We start from the raw sequence: 22114 nt of genomic DNA on the forward strand, positions 1-22114 counted from the left end.
TGCAGAAAAGGGTATTTCCATATACGGAATACCCTTTTCTTTTTGTTACATATATTTCTTAAGAACGCCCCAGGCCTGTTCTTTTCCTTCGCCTGTTTCTCCTGAGAAAAGAAGCAATTCATCTTCCCTTTCCATATTAAGCGTTTGGCGTGTGACTTTTAAGTGCTTCTGCCATTTGCCTTTTGGAATTTTATCCGCTTTTGTGGCGATAACAATCCGTGGCAGGTCATAATGCTTTAGGAATTCGTACATTGCGATATCATCCTTAGTCGGTGGATGACGCAAATCGACGATTAAGAGCGCAGCACGAAGCTGGTCACGGGAGGTGAAATACGTTTCGATCATTCTCCCCCATGCATCACGCTCAGTTTTAGAAACCTTTGCATAGCCATAACCCGGTACATCCACAAAATGAAGTGCTTCATTTATGATGTAAAAATTCAACGTCTGCGTCTTACCTGGTTTAGAGGAAGTACGCGCCAAATTTTTTCGATTAATCATTTTGTTAATAAAACTCGATTTCCCTACATTGGAACGACCCGCTAAGGCAAACTCCGGGATTGGAGTGTTTGGATATTGTTCAGGCTTTACAGCACTTATGACAATATCTGAACTTGTTACTTTCATTCGTTCACACCTACCAATGCATGCTCAAGGACTTCATCAACGTGTGAAACTGGAACAAATGTTAATTCTTTACGGACACTTTCCGGGATATCATCAATATCCTTTTCGTTATTTTGCGGGATGATGATTTTCGTAAGTCCTGCCCGGTGAGCCGCTAAAGATTTTTCTTTAAGGCCGCCGATTGGAAGAACTCGTCCGCGTAATGTAATTTCGCCTGTCATGCCTACCTCTTTTCTGATCGGCCTATTAGTAAGGGCCGATATTAACGCTGTTGCAATCGTGATGCCTGCAGAAGGACCATCCTTAGGGACAGCACCTTCAGGAACATGAATATGAATATCATATTTTTCATGGAAGTTCGTATCAATATGAAGTTTCTCGGTTTTCGAACGGACGTAACTAAAAGCAGCCTGAGCCGATTCTTTCATTACATCGCCAAGTTTTCCTGTCAAAATAAGCTTGCCTTTACCTGGTGATAAAGAAACCTCGATTTGTAGCGTATCGCCACCTACCGACGTGTAAGCTAACCCATTAGCGACACCGACTTGGTTCTCGACTTCCGCTTGTCCATAATGGAACATTGTTTTCCCTAAAAACTCCTCGACATTCTTTTCAGAAATGACGACCCGTTTTTTATCTCCGGATACGATGATTTTCGCAGTCTTCCGACAGATGCTTGCAAGCTGTCGTTCCAGACTCCGGACACCAGCCTCCCGGGTATAATAACGGATGATTTTAGTAAGGGCTTCCTCACGAATTTGCAGTTGGGTCTTCAATAAACCATGGTTTTCTAACTGTCTAGGCAGTAAATGATCCTTGGCAATATGAAGTTTCTCTATTTCAGTATAACCCGCAATCGAAATGATTTCCATACGATCACGAAGCGGCCCCGGAATTGTGCCCAAACTATTCGCAGTTGCAATGAACATAACTTTGGAAAGGTTATAGGTTTCCTCTATATAATGGTCACTGAAATTATGATTTTGCTCCGGATCGAGCACTTCAAGCATCGCTGCAGATGGATCTCCCCTAAAGTCATTTGACATCTTATCCACTTCATCCAGTAAAAAGACAGGATTAATCGTTCCAGCTTTTTTCATACCCTGGATGATCCGGCCTGGCATTGCCCCTACATAGGTACGGCGGTGTCCACGGATTTCTGATTCATCACGCACTCCACCTAAGGAAACCCGAACGAAATTCCGGTTCAGGGATGCAGCGATTGATTTAGCCAAGCTTGTTTTCCCAACCCCAGGAGGGCCCACTAAGCAAAGGATTGGTCCCTTCAACGAATTGGTCAATTGCTGAACAGCTAAATACTCAAGCACCCGCTCTTTTACCTTTTCCAACCCATAATGGTCACGGTTTAGAATTTTTTCAGCTTTATGAATATTCAAGTCGTCTTTCGAAGCTTTAGACCAAGGGAGCGAGATTAACCAATCAATATAGTTGCGGATGACGGAACTTTCAGCTGAGCTTGACGGAACCTTTTCATAACGGTCCAATTCCTTTAATGCTGTTTCTTTAATATGCTCCGGCATATCCGCTTCTTCTATCTTTTCAGTAAGAACGGTAATTTCACCTGTTTTACCTTCTTTATCTCCCAATTCCTTTTGAATCGCTTTCATCTGTTCACGCAAATAATATTCTTTTTGCGTCCGCTCCATGGAACGTTTAACACGCTGACCGATCTTTTTCTCAAGAAAAAGAACTTCTTTCTCGTTATTAATGATCTCAATAACACGGCTTAAACGTTTTTTCATATCAATAGTCTCAAGTACTTCTTGCTTTTCCTTCAATTTCAAAGGCAAATGCGAAGCAATTATATCAGCTAGTCTTCCCGGCTCTTCAATATCGGAAGTAGCTGAAAAGGTTTCACCGGTTATCTTCTTGGACATCTTTATGTATTGTTCAAAATAATCCAGCAAAGTACGCATTAATGCTTGATGTTCAGCATCTTTTTCATCGCTGTCTTCATATATTTTAATCTTGGCACCATAATGTGTCTCATAATCGTAAAATTCGATGACCTCTGCTCGGTTTAATCCTTCCACCAACACTCGGATTGTACCGTTTGGAAGCTTCAACATCTGTTTTACCTTTGTTAAAGTCCCCATTGTAAATAAATCTTCTTCACCTGGTTCGTCCAACGAAACATCTTGCTGTGTCGTCAAAAATATAAGATGGTCTTCCACCATTGCTTTCTCAAGGGCTTGTACCGATTTATCTCGGCCTACATCTAAATGAAGTACCATTGTTGGATATACAAGCAGTCCTCTAAGCGGCAGGAGGGGGACGATGATTTCTTTATCAGTCATTTCCTGACACCTCCATCTAATTAGTATCGTCGTTGTAAACTATTTACCCATGTTCTCAACCTTTTAACAATTCTATCCTATTTATATAGAAGTGTCTATTTGTTTACCTTAACACGTTTCTACTGCTTTTATTATCTCCAATATTAGATAAAAAAGCACGTATGAACAAGCTATTATTTTTCTGTTAGGTTTATTTCTAGAAATTGTTATGGTCCTTAAAATGCCCCGGTCTGATCAAACCGGGGCAATTCTTTTATACACTTTCTTTTTTCGATAGGTCCAAGGATGTGAGAATTTGTTCCGACATCAACTCTTTTTTCAGTGCCCGGTCAAATACTTCTTTCACATTCGAAACGGGAATGATCTCAATATCCTTGATTTCTTGGAGCAATGGCTGCATGTTTTCTGCTGGAATGATTACTGTCTTTGCTCCAGCCAGTTTTGCAGCCTTGATTTTCGGAATGACTCCTCCAATCGGTTTAACGCCGCCATGAATGCTGATTTCTCCAGTCATCGCTAGTGTGTGATCAACAGGGATTTTATAGATTGCCGAGTAAATACCTGTAGCCATTGCAATTCCCGCTGAAGGGCCATCTACAGGACTTCCACCAGGAAAGTTTACATGGATATCAAATTGGTCAGCCGGCACTCCCATCGAACGTAAAACCGTGATTACATTTTCAATTGAACCTTTTGCCATGCTCTTGCGGCGAATTGATTTCCCATTCCCCCCGCCGATGCTTTCTTCTTCAACAATACCGGTTATATTTATCGAACCGGTTTCATTGGAGGCCGCCATAACCGTTACCTCAATTTCTAGCAATGCCCCGCTGTTGGGCCCATAGACGGCAAGACCGTTAACGAGGCCAATTTTTGAATTAGATTCAATTTTCCGATCCATTCGCGGTGTCAGTTGGCTGCTATGAGCCATCCAATCAATATCTTCTTCCCTAATAAATGATCGGTTTTCATTAATCGAAATACCCGCGAGAGTCTGAATCATATTAACAGCTTCTCTACCATTTCGGGCATAATCCGAAATCGATTGTAATCCTTTTTCACTAATCGTGATTCCTACTTTATCGGAGGCATTTTTAGCAACTGTAATGATTTCTTCCCTGTCAAGTTCACGGAAAAACACTTCAATACATCTCGAGCGAATCGCAGGTGCAATTTCATTTGGCGTCCTGGTTGTGGCTCCAATCAAGCGAAAGTCAGCCGGGAGTCCATTTTTAAAAATATCATGAATGTGAGTAGGAATATTTTGATTTTCTTCTTGATAATAGGCACTTTCGAGAAAAACCTTACGATCTTCCAACACCTTTAACAGCTTATTCATCTGTATTGGATGAAGCTCTCCTATTTCATCTATAAACAATACGCCTCCATGAGCATTGCTAACAGCACCCTGCTTTGGCTGTGGAATACCAGCCTGGCCCATTGCTCCAGCTCCCTGATAAATTGGATCATGCACAGACCCAATTAATGGGTCGGCAATTCCCCGCTCATCGAATCTAGCTGTAGTCGCATCCAATTCAACAAACACAGCCGAATTTTTAAAAGGAGATTTCCCATTTTTTTTCGCCTCTTCTAATACAAGCCTAGCAGCTGCTGTTTTCCCTACCCCTGGGGGACCGTAAATAATCACATGCTGAGGATTCGGCCCACATAAGGCCGCCTTTAAGGATTTAATGCCATCTTCCTGTCCGACAATTTCGTTAAACGTACATGGCCTAACCTTTTCGGCCAATGGCTCTGTTAACGAAATCGACCTCATCTTTCGTAATTGATCCATTTCTTTTCGTGAATCACGGTCAATAGAAACCTTTTGCGTCCGCTGACCTTTCAATAAATTCAAAAAATACAATCCAATTACAATCCCAAAAAACAGCTGGATAAACAACGCTATTCCTGTCCAATTCATCGTATTCCCTCCTGCACTCGCCTAGTTTGTCATTTCTGTTAGTATCTCCTAGGGCAGGTCGAAATAATCCAAGAAATTCAGGTTGTAAATTTTGGAGTTTTAATCGTAAACATCAGCAAATTTCCATCATGACATCCTAAAAAGCAAAAAAAAGACTGCCAGCATGAACTGACAGTCTTTACGTTTTTATTAAGTTAAGCAGATGTTTTCTTTTCTTGTCCTTTGATGGTTGTACCGTCTTTAAGGACTAGCTTTGGAGATTCATTTTTCGAAATCGTGCTACCTGTGATTACGCATTTTGCAACATCGTCACGGGAAGGAAGATCAAACATCACTTCAAGAATGATGCCTTCAATAATAGAACGCAGACCACGTGCACCTGTTTTACGTTCTATTGCCTTTTTAGCAATTTCACTTAGCGCTTCCGGTTCGAATTCCAATTCAACATCGTCCAGCTCAAGTAATTTTTGGTATTGTTTTACAAGAGCATTTTTCGGTTTTGTCAGGATTTCAATCAATGCAGCTTCGTCTAATTGCTCAAGAGTAGCAATTACTGGAAGACGGCCGATGAATTCCGGAATCAATCCGAAACGAAGTAAGTCTTCAGGAAGAACTTTAGAAAGCAATTCTTTTTCTGCAACATCATCCTTTTTCACATCAGAGCCAAAACCGATAACTTTTTGACCAAGACGGCGTTTGATGATTGGTTCGATGCCATCAAAGGCACCGCCGCAGATGAATAAAATATTGGTAGTGTCGATTTGAATGAACTCTTGATGAGGATGTTTACGTCCCCCTTGTGGCGGTACGCTAGCAACCGTTCCTTCAAGAATTTTTAGCAACGCTTGTTGCACACCTTCACCAGACACATCTCGTGTAATAGAAGGGTTTTCAGATTTACGGGCAACTTTATCAATTTCATCGATATAAATGATGCCTTTTTCCGCTTTTTCCACATCATAATCAGCAGCTTGGATCAATTTAAGAAGGATGTTTTCCACATCTTCCCCTACATATCCAGCTTCCGTTAATGAAGTTGCATCAGCAATAGCAAAAGGAACATTCAGAAGACGTGCTAATGTTTGCGCAAGAAGCGTTTTCCCGCTTCCCGTCGGTCCGATTAAAGCGATGTTACTTTTAGAAAGCTCTACATCGTCGACTTTGCTATTGGAATTGATACGTTTGTAATGATTGTAAACAGCAACAGCTAAAGATTTCTTCGCCTGTTCTTGTCCAATCACATATTCGTCAAGAATTTCACGAATTTCCATTGGCTTAGGTACATCCCTGAATTCAACTTCTTCATCAGTACCAAGCTCTTCTTCAACGATTTCCGTACAAAGCTCGATACACTCGTCACAAATATATACACCTGGACCAGCAACCAGTTTACGGACTTGTTCTTGTGTTTTACCGCAAAAAGAACATTTTAACTGTCCTTTTTCATCATTAAATTTAAACATAAACATTCACCCCTTTAAATACTCTTCCAACTCTATTACAGTAGCGGTATCTAATTCCTAATAAAAAAAGACACACATCTACTAAAGCATTCCAAAACTCCTAGTATGTTTTGCATTTTATCATGTTTCTTGGAAGTTTAGTAACAATAATGCTCACGCTTGCGAGTTGTTCATTAAGTACAATAAATTCAATCAATATGTATTTGCCCTTTACCAGTATGCCCAAAACTTTTGATTTTTAAAATAAGGATTTGTTGTATAAATATGTATATGCGGTATTAGAACTAATCTACACTGAAATCCAAAAAAAATCAATCAGGAAATAACTGATAATTTCAAATTTCCACAAATTCTCAATATGTATAAAACAAGGCACGATTACTCGCGCCTTGTTTTTTTGAAGAAAATATTAAAATCTACTTACTTATTAAAATTATTTTGCTTCAACTGTTTTGCTGTTTTCAACCAAGAAGTCAATTGCTTTCTTAATTTTAAGATCGCCTTTAATTCCATCTAAGTTTCCAAGAGCTTGTTTGATTGCTTCTACTTCCATTTTGTACATTTCAGCCATTTGACCAAGTTCAGCTTCTACATCTTCGTCAGTTGCTTCAAGTTTTTCAGCTTCAGCAATTGCTTCAAGAGTTAGGCTTGTACGAACTTGTCCTTCAGCTTCTTCTTTCATTTGTGCTTTTAAAGCTTCTTCGTCTTGACCTGAGAATTGGTAGTAAAGATCCAAGTTTAGTCCTTGTGATTGAATGCGTTGAGAAAACTCATTCATCATGCGGTCTACTTCGTTTGAAATCATTGCTTCAGGAACGTCCATTTCTGCACCTTCAACAGCTTTACCAATTACAGTGTTTTGTACGAAGTTTTCTTCTTCGTGTTTTTTGTCATGCTCTAATTTATGTTTTGTTTTCTCTTTAAGTTCAGCTAATGTTTCAACTTCGTCGTCAACATCTTTCGCGAACTCATCATCCAACTCAGGAAGTTGTTTTGTTTTGATTTCGTGAATTTTCACTTTGAATACAGCTGGTTTACCTGCAAGTTCAGCAGCATGGTATTCTTCTGGGAATGTTACTTCGATATCTTTTTCAGCGCCAGTTTCAAGACCAACTAGTTGTTCTTCAAAACCAGGAATGAAAGAGTTAGAACCGATTTCTAATGAATGGTTTTCAGAAGCTCCACCTTCAAATGCTTCACCATCAACGAATCCTTCGAAGTCAAGAACAACTGTATCGCCTTCAGCAGCTTGTCCTTCTTCTTTAACAACAAGCTCAGCTTGACGCTCTTGCAAAGTTTTTAATTCATTTTCAACATCTTCGTCAGTTACTTCAGTATTGAATTTTTCAACTTCAACACCTTTGTAATCTCCTAATTTAACTTCAGGCTTAACTGTTACAGTTGCAGTGAAAATTAAGTTTTCGCCTTTTTCCATTTTCTCGATGTCGATTTCTGGACGATCTACAGGCTGAATTCCAGCTTCTTCGACAGCATTTGCATAAGCATCTGGAAGAATAATATCAAGCGCATCTTGGTAAAGAGATTCTACGCCGAATTTTTTTTCGAACATTTGACGTGGCATTTTACCTTTACGGAAGCCAGGTACGTTTACTTGTTTTACTACTTTTTTGAAAGCTGCGTCTAAACCTTCGTTTACTTTTGCAGCGTCAACTTCGATTGTTAATACGCCTTGATTACCTTCTTGTTTTTCCCATTTTACAGACATGTGTTTCCCTCCAAAAAATCTATATACTTCAATAATAAGCATTGGATGAATATGCTTTGCAAGTGTTAACAAGTCATCCTTCAAAAATACCCAAAAAAATTATTGGGAAATCGTCAAAATTAGACGATTATACATTACAACCACTACATTATACCACAGGATTAATCGGTTACAACAGCTATAGGTTAAATAATGGGATAAGAAATTTCCTCGATTTCTTTAATATAGGATAGAATATCCTCAACTGCTTCCTCATCGGCCAAGTAAATGTCCGCTATCTTCCCGCTGATATTTTCTCCTGCCATGTATTCTTCTGCTAATGCATGATAGGCAGCCGCCCATACTGGCAGGCTTTCTGGTTCCGGTTCAAACGGATATAATAAAAAGGAATGCCGCTCGATTAAACTATGCACCATTTCAAATAAGCTTGGGTTTTTCTGACTGATTTCCGCTTCTGTAAGACTGGTAACCTTCTTATAAAACTCCGTCTCCTTCAAGCCTGCTAATTCATTTGGAATTACGGACTTTGCTTTAGAGAATTTCTTAAGTGTTACTTCTTCGTTATATTCCTGGTCGGCAAGGATGTTAAGGAGCATCGTTTTAAAAAACGGATGGCCTTGTTCTTCTTGTAGAAATTGTTCGATTTGAGGGATAAATGGTCGAATATTTATATTCGTCAGTTTTGAAATAACTAAGAACATTTCATTATCCGTTTTCCCTTCAAACAGCTCATCCTCTTTTAATTCCTCTGCAAGCTGCTGTTTTTGCCTGTCCGCTTCCTCTTTTTTATCTTCAAGAGCCCTTTTACTGAACTGAAGCATCTTTTCAAAATGTTCCTCTTTATCAAATGGTATTTGATTTTCTTCAAATAGCATTTCAATAGTCGTAACCATTTCCTGATGCTCGCTTAATTGTAAAAGCACCATTAAATAGATATTGATGAGTTGAAAATAATCACCGATGCCTTTGTTCAGCATCTCTTGGCACAACTCTTTTGACTCCTCATAATACTCAAGTTCAACAAGTGAGACCACAAGTCCCATACAAACTTCATCATTTTCGGGCTCAAACTCCCGAGCTTGGCTAAAGAGCAGTGCAGCATCTCTAAAGTTTCTGTTCCCGAGCTCATCTAACCCTTTTACTATCAACCTTTCACCGAGATTTGGAAAGGAGATAATCTTGGCCTCTTCAGCTTTCTTTTGGTTGTTCTTATTATCCATCCTATTTTCCGCCTCACCGTCGCTTTTTGAAAAACAGTTTAGCATGTAATAGTATGAAATACAAAAATTATAAGGGTGAATGAACACTTTCCACCTTTTTTTCTTTACAAAAAAAATCCCGGCCCCTTTCAAATAAGAAAGAAAGAACGGGAGATTTGTTCTACAATTAAATACTAGAAACAACCTTTTTTTGTTGTTCATAAGCAGAAATCTCTTCATCATATTGAAGTGTAATAGAAATTTCATCCCAGCCTTTGACTAGCATTTCCTTCCAATATGGATGAATCTCAAAGCTTGCTTCAAACCCTTGACCATCTATCAATGTTTGATTAGGCAGATCAATCGTCAACTCATAGTCAGGCGCTGACACTCTCTCCATTAAATACTTAACTTCATCCTGCATTAAAGCAATAGGAACCATCCCATTTTTCATGCAGTTACTTTTAAAAATATCAGCAAAAGACGGTGCGATGACAATATCAAATCCGTAATCTTTCAACGACCATGGAGCATGCTCACGTGAAGAACCACAACCGAAATTTTCACCTGCAATTAAAATGGACGTGTTTTGATTATGAGGCTGATTTAATTCAAAATCGGGCCGTTCCTTTCCATCCTCATCAAAACGCCAGTTATAGAATAAAAATTCACCAAATCCGCTTCGCTCGATTCGTTTTAGAAATTGCTTTGGAATGATTTGATCTGTATCCACGTTTTTACGGTCAAGTGCCGCGGCTCTTCCTTTATATATAGTAATGGGTTCCATTCTCTGCACCTCCAGCTAATTCGTATTCTTAATGAACTTGTTCAGCTTTTTTCAAGTTTCTAATATCGACAAATTTCCCATAAATGGCCGCTGCTGCAGCCATTGCCGGGCTAACTAAGTGAGTCCTTGCTCCAGCACCTTGACGTCCTTCAAAGTTCCGATTACTAGTGGATGCACAGTGCTCACCAGATGGAACGGCATCCGGATTCATACTTAAGCACATGCTGCATCCTGATTCACGCCACTCAAAGCCTGCGGATTTGAAAATTTCATCCAAACCTTCATCTTCCGCTTGTCTTTTAACACTTTGTGAACCTGGTACGACCATCGCTCGAACACCTTTTTGAACAGTCTGACCATCTATCATTTCTGCTGCTTGTCGCAAGTCCTCAATGCGGGAATTTGTACAAGATCCAATGAATACATGCTGAACAGGAATATTCGTTATTGGCATACCTTCTTCAAGACCCATATACTCCAGAGCACGATTCAGTTCTTTTGAATCGATTATATCTTCAGCAAAGGTCGGCACATTACCGTCAACTCCACTCGCCATTCCTGGGTTTGTTCCCCAGCTGACCATCGGCGAAATTAGGCTGCCCTCAAGATTTATTTCCTGGTCATAGACCGCATCTTCATCACTGGCAAGCGACTTCCAATCCTGAACATATTGTTCAAATTCCACTCCTTTTGGCACATATTTACGACCTTTTAAATAAGAGAATGTTGTTTCATCAGGAGCCACAAGCCCCGCTCTTGCTCCGCCTTCAATCGACATATTACATACCGTCATTCTTTCTTCCATTGACATATCTCTGAATACTTCGCCACAGTATTCAATGATATGTCCAGTACCAAAATCGACACCGAATTTAGAAATCACATATAAAATGACATCTTTCGCCATAACACCTTGACCAAGCTTTCCATTAACCTCAAGCTTTAATGTTTTTGGTTTTGTTTGCCATAGAGTTTGTGTAGCCAAAACGTGTTCGACCTCACTTGTTCCTATGCCAAACGCAATCGATCCGAATGCGCCATGTGTAGAGGTATGACTGTCACCACAAACAATCGTCATCCCCGGCTGTGTAAGACCTAATTCAGGACCAATAACGTGAACGATTCCTTGTTCCGGACTGTCTAAATCAGCAAGGCGGATGCCAAACTCCTTACAGTTTTGGTCAAGTGCTTCTAACTGTTTTCTTGCAATATCATCCTCGATGAAATAGCGATTAACAGTTGGCACATTATGATCCATTGTGGCGAATGTACGATCCGGTCTTCTAACTTTACGCCCTTTTAATCTCAATCCTTCAAACGCTTGAGGAGAGGTTACTTCATGAATATATTGAAGGTCTATATACAATAAATCCGGTTTATTTTCCTCTTCATTTACAATATGCCGATCCCATATTTTTTCTATTATCGACTTGCCCATCTGTATCCACCTCGATTAATTTTATATTTTTTTAAAAAACACGGCCTAATGTTAGGCCGTGAAAGAAGTTTATGCATAAGCTCCCATGATGTTGGAAATAGCTTCCTGGTCTAAAAGATTCGCTTTTATTTCGGCAATCATTTCTGAAGTAGAAGTAATGTTTGATTGCCCATTTGCAATATCACCTGTTCTTAACCCATAATCGAGTACGGTTTCCACAGCTTGCTCAACAGCATTTGCCTCATTTTCCAAGCCAAAGGATAAGCGCAGCATCGATGCCGCCGATAAAATAGTTCCGATAGGATTAGCTAAATTTTTGCCTGCAATATCAGGTGCAGAGCCATGAATTGGTTCATATAAATTCGGCCCTTGAGTAGATATTGAGGCGGAAGGAAGCATTCCAAGCGAACCAGTTAATACGGACGCTTCATCGCTTAAAATATCGCCAAACATATTCTCTGTTACGACAATATCAAATTGTTTTGGATTTTTAATAAGTTGCATGGCTGCATTATCCACAAGCATATGTTCAAGCTCTACATCCGGATAATCCTTTGCAATTTCTTCAGCCGTTTCACGCCACATCCGGCTGGATTCAAGCACATTGGCTTTATCAACAGATGTTACTTTTTTCTTTCGATCAGATGCTAATTTAAACGCAAGTTCAATGATGCGCTGCATTTCGATTTTTTGATAGAAAAGAGTATCGACAACCGCTTCTTTTCCTTCTCTTTCTACCCGTTCACTCGGCTTTCCGAAATAAAGGCCGCCCGTTAGTTCTCGGACAATAACAAAATCCACATCTTCAATGAATTCCTTTTTAAGAGGTGAAGATTCCGATAAGCTGGAATAATAGCTGATTGGTCGAATGTTAGCATAGAGATTCAAATCTTTTCGAATTTTTAATAATCCTCGTTCCGGTCTTAGGTGCGCAGGTTGATTATCCCACTTCGGTCCCCCAACGGCACCTAATAATACCGCATCGCTGTTTTTACAAATCTCTACTGTTTCATCCGGCAGGGGCGATCCAGTGTTGTCGATTGCCCCGCCACCAATTTCACCATATTGAAATTCAAAATCGTGACCATATCTTTGGGCAACGGCTTCGAGAATTTCTACAGCGCCTCTTGTTACTTCTTTCCCGATGCCATCTCCTTGAAGCACCACAATATTCCTTTTCATCGAAATCTCCCCTTTCTATTGTAATACTGCTTTTTCTTCTAATTCCTTCATGATGATCACACGGTTCACCGCGTTCAAATATGCTTTAGCAGATGCTTCCAAAACGTCTTGATCGAGACCACGTCCGCTCGTTTCCACACCGTTAAAATCGATTTTCACAAAAACCTGTGCAAGGGCATCCATTCCGCCACCTACAGATTGAATCCGATAGTCTTTCAAGTTAATCTCGCTACCCAAACATCTTTCAAGCGTGTTATAAAGCGCTTCAACACTTCCTGCACCAGTTGCCGCTTCCTGAATTTCTTCGTTATCGCCTTTTTTCAGCGTAACAGTTGCTGTCGCAACCTGATGTGTACCGTGAGAAATCTGGAAAGAAACCAGGTCGTAAAAACTGATATCTGTCGCTTTTTCTTCAAGCACTAGTGCCACGATATCTTCATCCGTCATTGTCTTTTTGTTATCAGCCAATTCCTTGAACTGAACGAATAAAGAGTTCATTTCTTCATCAGTTACCGAAAAATTCAACTCTTGCAATCTTTCTTTGAAAGCATGTCGTCCGGAATGTTTACCTAAAACGAGTGAATTTGATGCAACGCCGACAAGTTCCGGTGAAATGATTTCATACGTTGTTTTTTCTTTTAACATACCATCTTGGTGAATACCCGATTCATGCGCGTAAGCATTGGCACCAATTATGGCTTTATTAGCTGGAACCTGCATCCCCGTTAGACGGCTGACCAAATCACTGGATCTTTTAATTTCATTTAAGACAAGGCCCGTTTCTGCTTGATAGAAATCTTTACGAATGTAGAGAGCCATTGCTACTTCTTCGAGTGCCACGTTACCAGCACGCTCTCCAATGCCGTTGATTGTACCTTCAACTTGTGTTGCTCCGCCTTCGATGGCAGCCAAGGAGTTAGCTGTTGCCATTCCAAGGTCGTCATGGCAGTGTGCAGATAAACTCACCTTATCAATAGAAGGAACGTTTTCACGTAGGTAACGGAAAATGTTGCCGTATTCGATTGGAGCAGCATAGCCTACTGTATCCGGAATATTAATAACCTTTGCACCCGCTTGAATGACCGCTTCGACGATTTCAGCCAAATAGTCAAGTTCTGTACGGCTCGCATCTTCTGCAGACCATTGTACGATAGGAAAACGTTCTGCCCCGTACTTAACCATCGCAATCGATTGTTCAATCACTTGTTCTTTTGACATTTTCAGCTTATATTCACGGTGAATGGGAGAAGTTGCGATGAACGTATGCAATCTTGGTTCTGCCCCGACTCTTAATGATTCCCAAGCTGCATCAATATCTCCTTTTACAGCGCGCGCCAGCCCTGTAACAGAGCTGTTTCTGATTTTGCGCGCGATTTCCTGAACCGAGTTGAAATCTCCTTTGGATGCTGCCGGAAAACCGGCTTCGATAATATCTACACCCAATCTTTCTAACTGATAAGCAATTTCAAGCTTTTCTGTAAAGTTTAAATTTACACCAGCGGATTGCTCCCCATCTCGAAGTGTAGTTTCAAATATATTAATTTTTCGCAACGGCTACCACTTCTTTCTCTTTTTGTTGAGGTTTTACAAATGGCATCATTTTTCTTAACTCACGACCAACTACTTCGATTTGATGTTGGTTTTCACGATTATTGATAGCATTGAAGACTGGACGATTTGCTTGGTTTTCCAAAATCCATCCTTTAGCGAACTCACCGTCTTGGATGTCTTTCAAAATAGCTTTCATTGCTTCTTTAGTAGTTTCTGTTACAACGCGTGGTCCAGAAACGAAATCTCCCCATTGTGCTGTATCAGAAATGGAATAGCGCATGTTTTCCATTCCGCCTTCATACATAAGGTCGATGATTAATTTAAGTTCATGTAAACACTCAAAGTATGCAACTTCCGGTTGGTATCCAGCTTCTGTCAAGGTTTCGAAACCGGCTTTTACAAGGGCAGTTAAGCCGCCGCAAAGAACTGCTTGCTCTCCGAATAGATCTGTTTCTGTTTCTTCTTGGAATGTTGTTTCCAAGCCACCAGCTCTTAATGAACCGATTCCTCTAGCGTAAGCAAGTGCTAATTCTCTTGCTTCCCCTGTAACGTCTTGATAGATGGCAAACAATGCTGGTACACCTGCTCCTTGTTCATATGTGCGGCGAACAAGATGTCCAGGACCTTTTGGAGCTACCAATAACACATCTACGTCTGCTGGCGGAACGATTTGATTGAAATGAACGTTGAATCCGTGTGCGAACATTAACGCTTGGCCTGCACGCAATACTGGTTTAATTTCTTCTTGGTATACTTTTGGTTGAGTTTCATCCGGTAATAGATTCATGATAACATCCGCTTGTTCAGCTGCTTCTTTAACTGTGTATACATTGAATCCGTCTTCTACAGCTTTATCGAAGGATTTACCTTTTCTGATTCCGATGATTACTTCAACGCCGCTGTCACGTAGGTTTTGTGCGTGTGCGTGTCCTTGTGAACCGTATCCGATAACTGCTACCTTTTTATTGTTGAAGAAATTCTCGTTTGCTTCTGCGTTATAATATACTTTTGCCATAATAATTACATCTCCCTTTTCTTATCCATTAGTTTTTTGTTTTTGTTTTTAGTTTTTAGTCTTTAGTCTTTAGTCTTTAGTCTTTAGTCTTTAGTCTTTAGTCTTTAGTCTTTAAACGATTGTTGCACTTTTTGCATGTGCTAATTGCATTCCACGTGGGAATGCAGCTGTCCCTGTTCTTGCCAATTCCTTGATTCCATAAGGTTTGATTAGTTCAATAAAAGCTTCAATTTTGTCTGACTCCCCAGTGATTTGAACCGTCAGACTATCTTTACTCACATCTATTACAGATGCTCGGAAAGGTTCAATGACTGAATAAATTTCAGCACGGGTCTGGGTACTCACTAATATTTTAATGAGTGCCAGCTCCCTGGCCACAATCGATTGATTCGTAATATCATATACTTTTAAAACATCAATCTGCTTGTTTAATTGCTTTGTGATTTGTTCAATGACGTTTTCGTCATCAACATCGACCACGAAGGTCATCCTTGATATACCTTCCTGTTCGGATGGTCCGACAGTCATGCTTTCAATGTTATAGTTTCTTTTTGTGAACAGATTCGTAATCCTATTAAGGACGCCTGGCCTGTTGTTCACGGTGAGGCTAAGAATTCCCTTCATTGATTAAACTCCTTCCATTTCATCAAGCCCTTTTCCTTGCGCTACCATCGGAAAGACATTTTCTTTTTGTTTAACACGGAAATCAATTAATACCGGTCCATCAATTGCTAGCGCTTCATCGAGGCAGTTGCTTGCTTCTTCTTCCGTAGTTACTTTGAATCCCGGAATTCCATATGCATCAGCCAATTTCACGAAATCAGGGTGAGATTGGAAAATGCTGTGTGAAAAACGGTTATCATGAAAGAGTTCCTGCCATTGTCTTACCATTCCAAGTGCTCCATTATTGACGATGATAATTTTGATTGGTAGATTCATTTCAGCAATAACCGAAAGTTCCTGAAGGCACATCTGGAAGCCACCATCTCCGGATATTGAAAGTACTGTCGCTTTCGGATCTGCTATTTGCGCTCCGAGTGCGGAAGGTAATCCAAAGCCCATCGTGCCAAGTCCCCCGGAAGTGACCCAAGAATTTGGTTTGTTAAACGGATAGTATTGCGCTGCCCACATTTGATGCTGTCCAACATCCGTTGTAACAATGGCTTCTCCACTCGTTTTTTCATGAAGCATTTGGATGACTCGCTGAGGTTTCAGCACGCCTTCTTCCTGTGTATAACGCAATGGGAATTCTTCATTCCATTTAGTCAGCTGTGTGGTCCATTCTTTAATATCCGGCATTTTACCACTTTGCCCAATCAACTCGGTTAGGGCTTCTTTCGCACTGCCGACTACCGGAATCTTTGTTGGTACATTTTTACCGATTTCTGCTGGATCAATATCGATATGGGCAACCGTTGCATTCTGTGCGAATTTTGCTAAATTCCCAGTCAATCGGTCATCGAATCTGGCACCGATATTGATTAATAGATCACATTTTGATAACGCCATATTTGCTGCAAAACAGCCATGCATACCGCCCATTCCGATAAAAAGCGGATGGTCAGCCGGAAAGCCGCCAAGACCAAGTAGAGTGTGAACAACTGGAATCCCTTGCTGCTCGACGTATTCCTTTAATAGATGGGATGCCTTTGCATGCAGGACACCTGCCCCAGCAAGAATGACCGGTCTTTTCGCTCCACTTACCGCTTCAACGAGCTTTCTAATTTGCAAATAATTTGGCTTCGTCGTCGGCTGATAACCAGGGAGATCCATTACAGGCTCATCATCCGTTGATACTCCTTCTAAAATGGCCATATCTTTCGGAATATCGATCAAAACGGGACCCGGTCGGCCGCTTGAAGCGATATAAAAAGCTTCTTTTATAATACGTGGGAGGTCTTCCGGCTTTCTTACTTGATAGTTGTGTTTTGTAATTGGGGTTGTAATCCCTAGTACATCAGCTTCTTGGAAAGCATCTGTACCAATTACACTAGTAGCAACCTGACCTGAAATAACAACAAGTGGTAAAGAGTCAATCATTGCATCCGCTAAACCGGTAACAATGTTTGTTGCTCCTGGACCGGATGTGACTATGACCACTCCCGGCTTGCCGGTAATCCTGGCGTATCCTTCTGCTGCATGGATTGCGCCTTGCTCATGTCTTGTCAAAATATGAAAAAGCTCTGAACTGTATAGCTTGTCATAAATCGGCAATACAGAACCACCCGGATAACCAAAAATGACTTCAACATTTTCCTTTTTCAATGCATCCATCAGGAATTCAGCACCGCTATATTGTGTCTTTCCACCTTTCCGATCAGCCACTACTGCTTTTTGTGTCATACGTAAAGACCTCCTCCACTTTCTCACTCGATATTTTTTCTTAAAATTCGGAATTTTCTGCTTTTTTAGCATACAAAAAAGCCTTCCCACCCCAAATGTACTTGCACTCTGCAAGTTAAAGGGGTGAAAAGGCTTGATAAGCCACTCCACGGTACCACCCTTTTTCGCACGAACTTCCATGCGCACTTTGAATAGTCTACACTATTCTCTGTTTTGGTAACGGGTACTGGTACGCACCCGTTCAGCTCTACTAGTCTGACGTTCAAGCCGAAACTCCAAGGTGAGTTCATCTTTCGGGACAATACCGGTTCTCAGCAACCCGGCTCTCTGTGAATGCCTTGTAAAAAGACTACTTATCCTCTTCAATGCTTTTCGCATAATTCATATTTTTAGAAACGCTTATGTTTGATGTCTTGTATTTGTGATTATCTTACGCGTATTTCGGGTACTAGTCAACAGGTTTTTAAAGAATTTTTTGATAATTCTAAATTGCAAGTTTTACTGTATACGCTTACATACCTACTATTATCCCATTCTCTAAATAAATAAATTGTATTTATTTATTTTAAAAAATGTTAAATATTCTATATTTTCAAATTACAAATCAATTTAAAGATTTTTCTCAAGGACCTTCATAAAAGCAAATAACTTATTCCGCAAGTTTTACCCAATATCCCTTCTTCCTGTAAATTATGTTTTTTCCGAAAGGCGATTACTGCTTTTTTTGTTTTACCCAAAATGAACGAACTAAAAAATCTGATATATAAATACTTACATCTCATACGGAAGACAGCATAAAATCAAATTTCACATCATAACATCTGTTTTTAATTTATTAGTATAAATACATAGAAAAAGGCTGAATACATAGGATAATGGATGAATAATCATGTTCATCCTCCTCGTATCAGCCCTTTAATTATTTGGCTAAAACATCCTCGTAATCGGCATTTTTTTCAAATTGTTTTTGAACGAATGTACATACCGGAACGACTTTTAGTTTTTCTTCACGTGCAAACTCAATCACCTTTTCAACAAGAGAATTACCTACCTTCTGCCCGCGAAGCTTGTCAGACACAACAGTATGGTCCACCGTGATTTCATTATCACCTGATTTATAGAACGTAATTTCCGCCAATTTCTCGCCAGATTCCGCGACAAAAAAAGAACCTTCACCTTTTTGGATATCCACCATTTTGATGACCTCCTTTTATATCCCTTTATCATATCTCACAAAATGAAAATTAAACAAATATTTAAAACTAAATTAAGATTGAACCGTGCAAATTACATCTTTTTTTCGATAAACACTTAACACAATACCGAAATTGAACTACCCACCACTTATCGACCTTACGGTCTGATTGAAGTGGGGGATTCCTAAGAATATTAGCCTATCGGCCAATTTTTAATTAGGCTACTCCCGTAGTTCCTACGGTTAGAAGCCTTATGGCTTCATTCATTAGATTGAGTCCTGCGTTAATATCTCGATCGTGGTGAGTAGAACAAAAAGGACAATCCCATTCACGAAGATTCAGATGTTTAACGTCTTTATTTTGGTAACCGCAGCTAGAACACAATTGGCTAGAAGCAAACGTTTTAGATACGGTCACGATTTGTTTACCATACCATTTTGCTTTGTATTCCAACATTTTTTTGAATTGGTACCAAGATACTTCACTAATAGCTTTAGCTAGTTTGTGATTTTTCATCATATTCGACACTTGCAAGTCTTCCATTCCAATAACATCGTGGTTTTTGATGATTTCGGTAGAAACTTTATGTAAGTAATCCATTCGGGCATTTGAAATTTTTTCGTGTAGGATAGCCACTTTTCGTTTTTGTTTTTGATAGTTTTTGGCTTCAGCCAATGGTTTATTTTGATTCAAGGCTATTTCTTGTCGCCTTGAAAGAATCCGTTGTGCTTTGGTCAATTTCTTTTCGACCGTCCGGAAGAATTTTGGGTTTTGATAGACCGTACCATCTGAAAGAATAGCAAAGTTCTTCAAACCAACATCTACACCGCACGAACGATTCGTTTTAGGAAGTACTTGTACATTGGTTTCGGCTAAAACGGAAATGAAATATTTACCCGAAGGGTTCCGCCTGATTGTGGCATTGATGATTCGCCCTTCGACTTCGCGGCTTTTAGCAAAACGAACTAGACCGAGTTTTGGCAATTTGATTTTGTTTCCAACAATTCCAATATTCCCATTCGTATGTTTAGTCGTATAGGACTGGATAGGATTCTTTTTCGATTTGAAGCGTGGTGACTTGTTTTGCTTTTTATAATATCGACTATAGGAATCTGCTAAATTTTCCACCGATTTCTGTAAGGCAATACTGTCTACTTCTTTCAGGAAAGAATACTCTTTCTTTAAAGCTGGAAGTTCTTTGATTGTTGCGTATTTATTCAGAAAAGAACCTTTCCATTCATTAGAGGGTAATTGGCCGTTCTGCTTCATTTCTTCACAGATATACCAGTAGGCATCTTTCTCCTTTTGTTTGCCTAAAAAGAAGTTATAGACAAAACGGGAGCAGCCGATCGTTTTATTGATTAGAACTAGTTGTTCTTTAGTTGGATAGATTCGAAATTTATAAGCTTTGTTTACGACCATTGATTTCACCCCCTTATAGTTATTATTAACCAGAGAACATACGTTTGTCAAAAGATCACTTTAGCTTATGCCAACAGCCATTCATCTCGCCCTTCACACACTTGAAGAGGGAGTCTTCTGGCGGGAAATGATAAAAATAAAGCTGTCAAACGCCAGTCTACTTTTGGCCGATTGTAATCGGGCTTCCCATCTGTTGAACGGCCTTCACTTCGGCCTCTTCTTCTGTGTATCCTTGTTTCTTTAGAGCCTCAGTTGACTGCTTCAGATGGAATTCTAATTCCGCTGTTACGAATCGCTTCGCCTCTTTGGAACGGATGAACTGTTTTACTTCATAAAGAAATTGTTCTTTTTTCACCATTTTCACCCCTCTAAAACCGTTTGTAAGATGTAAGAGCCTGCATTTTGTTTAGATTCTTACTTTGCTAGCATTCGGCGCCCTTTATTACTAAGGCGGTATGATTTCTTCTCCGTCTGTTCCCATTTGACCTCAATGAAACCCCTCTGTTCCAAGTCATGCAGCATATACAAAATTCCCTCCTGCTCGGTGAATTTTTCAATGCCCCGCCTTATTAAGGATGACATAATCTGATAACCGCTTTGTTCCTCCTGGAGAATTCGAAAAATGGCGATCATTACTTCCTCATCACTTTCCTTTGCCTGAACAAGTCGCTGTTTAATAGCCGTCTTTTGTTTGTCAGTAAACTTTACATCAGCAAAAACAGTTCTTTTCATTGCACGTTTGAGCTGATTCAATTTATCTTCCATCGTTTTACCCCTCCAGCTTCTCTTTTAGCATCGCTTTCGCCCTCCGCATCCGGGTTTTTATTGTACCTTGGCTGATTCCCGTCATTTCAGAAATTTCTTTTATCGATAACTCTTGAAAATAAAATAAATAAATCACTTCCCTGTATTTTATCGGCAGATTCATCACGGTATGGGAAAGCATTTGATCCTCATCAAGCTTAAGAATAGTTTCTTCCACACTCACTGTTGCCTGTGGCTCCACCCGCTCATCCACGGTATATTCGATGTTCCGATGGTACCAGCTTTTCAAATAATCCTTACAGTGATTTATGGCAATCTTCCATAGCCATGTTCTCAACTTTGATTGCTTCTTATATGTAGGCAATGCTTTATAACACTTCACAAAAATCTCCTGCGTTAAATCTTCGGCAACAGTGAGATTTTTCACATATGAGTACACAAGCTGAAGAATATCCTGACCGTATACAGTCGTAATCTCATCCAACCATATATCTTCTTCACCAGCCTCCAGATATTCTGTAAATAACTCCTCCATAACCCTCTTCCTTTCTTTCTAATTTATAGACGATTGTCAACAGGTTAAAGTTTTCTTAATTTACCCTTTATAATCAATGGAAGGATTCTTTCCATATTTATGTAAGGATAAGTATATAATAGGAAGAAACAAAAAAAACTGCCCTATACTGGATAGGACAGAATGTTAAAATTTTATAAAAAGAAAATATAAAATAATCATCAATAACATAATCACCATAAAGACCGCAATGAGAATTACCTGCACACTAGAGGGTGTGAACGTCTCCTCGTTAATTTGTCGCTTCTTCTGCAAATAACCGAAAGTTGCCAATACAGTAATCACTAAGCCCAAAGTACAAGTAAACATCCCCAACACAATACTAATCAAATCAATCCGGTCGTCCCGATACTTGCCGATCGTAAAATGCAAACTCGTGGTTAAAAAACCAACCCCTACAATCGCAATCACCGTTCTGATCCATGCCAAAAAGGTGCGTTCATTGGCCAAATGCTGCTGTGCATACTTTAATTGATTTTTTTCCATATCATCACCTTAGCTTGAATGTTTTATGATTAAATCATATCACAGTGATAGCTTTTTCACATTGACACTGGAGCTAATAAAGAAAATCATATACCCTT

Annotated in this window: 19 protein-coding genes and 1 other annotated feature; all 19 genes read right to left on the reverse strand. The window is 39.8% G+C overall.

From position 1 onward, the window contains the following. Positions 1-45: 45 nt before the first annotated feature. A complete protein-coding gene (gene yihA, locus NST21_RS20395) occupies positions 46-627 on the reverse strand; it encodes a ribosome biogenesis GTP-binding protein YihA/YsxC (protein ID WP_053347179.1) in 582 nt (193 codons plus the stop codon). After that, positions 624-2945: an endopeptidase La gene (gene lon / locus NST21_RS20400; RefSeq protein WP_057218408.1), complete on the reverse strand. Its 2322-nt coding sequence runs from the start codon at positions 2943-2945 to the stop codon at positions 624-626. Before lon ends, yihA begins: the two co-directional genes overlap by 4 nt. A 253-nt stretch (positions 2946-3198) precedes the next feature. Then, entirely contained in the window at positions 3199-4869 is a 1671-nt protein-coding gene (lonB, locus tag NST21_RS20405) for an ATP-dependent protease LonB (RefSeq protein WP_053347181.1), read from the reverse strand. A 194-nt stretch (positions 4870-5063) separates the two neighbouring features. Further along, the gene (gene clpX / locus NST21_RS20410) at positions 5064-6332 is read right to left on the reverse strand and encodes an ATP-dependent protease ATP-binding subunit ClpX (RefSeq protein ID WP_053347182.1); all 1269 of its coding nucleotides are present in this window, start codon (positions 6330-6332) and stop codon (positions 5064-5066) included. Positions 6333-6765: 433 nt separating this feature from the next. Continuing rightward, the gene (tig, locus tag NST21_RS20415) at positions 6766-8058 is read right to left on the reverse strand and encodes a trigger factor (RefSeq protein ID WP_201186062.1); all 1293 of its coding nucleotides are present in this window, start codon (positions 8056-8058) and stop codon (positions 6766-6768) included. A 185-nt stretch (positions 8059-8243) separates the two neighbouring features. Beyond that, the gene (locus NST21_RS20420; RefSeq protein ID WP_340890936.1) at positions 8244-9278 is read right to left on the reverse strand and encodes a tetratricopeptide repeat protein; all 1035 of its coding nucleotides are present in this window, start codon (positions 9276-9278) and stop codon (positions 8244-8246) included. Between the two features lie 166 nt (positions 9279-9444). After that, a complete protein-coding gene (gene leuD / locus NST21_RS20425; protein ID WP_340890937.1) occupies positions 9445-10044 on the reverse strand; it encodes a 3-isopropylmalate dehydratase small subunit in 600 nt (199 codons plus the stop codon). Between the two features lie 28 nt (positions 10045-10072). Further along, positions 10073-11482, reverse strand: coding sequence for a 3-isopropylmalate dehydratase large subunit (gene leuC, locus NST21_RS20430; protein WP_340890938.1), 1410 nt, complete (start codon positions 11480-11482; stop codon positions 10073-10075). Positions 11483-11551: 69 nt separating this feature from the next. Next, positions 11552-12664 (reverse strand): 3-isopropylmalate dehydrogenase, encoded by a 1113-nt coding sequence (gene leuB / locus NST21_RS20435; protein ID WP_340890939.1) that lies wholly within the window; start codon positions 12662-12664, stop codon positions 11552-11554. A gap of 15 nt (positions 12665-12679) precedes the next feature. Then, positions 12680-14215, reverse strand: coding sequence for a 2-isopropylmalate synthase (locus NST21_RS20440; protein ID WP_053347188.1), 1536 nt, complete (start codon positions 14213-14215; stop codon positions 12680-12682). Continuing rightward, positions 14202-15230: a ketol-acid reductoisomerase gene (ilvC, locus tag NST21_RS20445; RefSeq protein WP_053347189.1), complete on the reverse strand. Its 1029-nt coding sequence runs from the start codon at positions 15228-15230 to the stop codon at positions 14202-14204. Before ilvC ends, NST21_RS20440 begins: the two co-directional genes overlap by 14 nt. 111 nt (positions 15231-15341) lie before the next feature. Next, positions 15342-15854 carry an acetolactate synthase small subunit gene (ilvN, locus tag NST21_RS20450; protein WP_053347190.1) on the reverse strand — a complete coding sequence of 171 codons (513 nt, stop codon included), beginning with the start codon at positions 15852-15854 and terminating at the stop codon, positions 15342-15344. 3 nt (positions 15855-15857) lie between these two features. Continuing rightward, positions 15858-17573 carry an acetolactate synthase large subunit gene (gene ilvB / locus NST21_RS20455; protein ID WP_340890940.1) on the reverse strand — a complete coding sequence of 572 codons (1716 nt, stop codon included), beginning with the start codon at positions 17571-17573 and terminating at the stop codon, positions 15858-15860. Between the two features lie 116 nt (positions 17574-17689). Next, positions 17690-17948 (reverse strand) — a binding site (T-box leader). Between the two features lie 544 nt (positions 17949-18492). Then, on the reverse strand, positions 18493-18768 hold the full coding sequence (locus tag NST21_RS20460; protein ID WP_053347192.1) for a GNAT family N-acetyltransferase: 276 nt from the start codon (positions 18766-18768) through the stop codon (positions 18493-18495). Positions 18769-18985: 217 nt separating this feature from the next. Continuing rightward, positions 18986-20191, reverse strand: coding sequence for an IS200/IS605 family element RNA-guided endonuclease TnpB (tnpB, locus tag NST21_RS20465; protein WP_340890941.1), 1206 nt, complete (start codon positions 20189-20191; stop codon positions 18986-18988). A gap of 157 nt (positions 20192-20348) precedes the next feature. Next, positions 20349-20546: a permease prefix domain 1-containing protein gene (locus tag NST21_RS20470; RefSeq protein ID WP_340890943.1), complete on the reverse strand. Its 198-nt coding sequence runs from the start codon at positions 20544-20546 to the stop codon at positions 20349-20351. Between the two features lie 59 nt (positions 20547-20605). After that, positions 20606-20956 carry a PadR family transcriptional regulator gene (locus NST21_RS20475; protein ID WP_340890945.1) on the reverse strand — a complete coding sequence of 117 codons (351 nt, stop codon included), beginning with the start codon at positions 20954-20956 and terminating at the stop codon, positions 20606-20608. 4 nt (positions 20957-20960) lie between these two features. Then, positions 20961-21491 carry a sigma-70 family RNA polymerase sigma factor gene (locus NST21_RS20480; protein ID WP_340890947.1) on the reverse strand — a complete coding sequence of 177 codons (531 nt, stop codon included), beginning with the start codon at positions 21489-21491 and terminating at the stop codon, positions 20961-20963. A gap of 165 nt (positions 21492-21656) precedes the next feature. After that, entirely contained in the window at positions 21657-22016 is a 360-nt protein-coding gene (locus NST21_RS20485; RefSeq protein WP_053347196.1) for a YidH family protein, read from the reverse strand. Positions 22017-22114 lie beyond the last annotated feature (98 nt).

This window comes from Peribacillus sp. FSL K6-1552 (assembly GCF_038005205.1).
In the GTDB taxonomy this organism is placed as follows: Bacteria; Bacillota; Bacilli; order Bacillales; family DSM-1321; genus Peribacillus; species Peribacillus butanolivorans.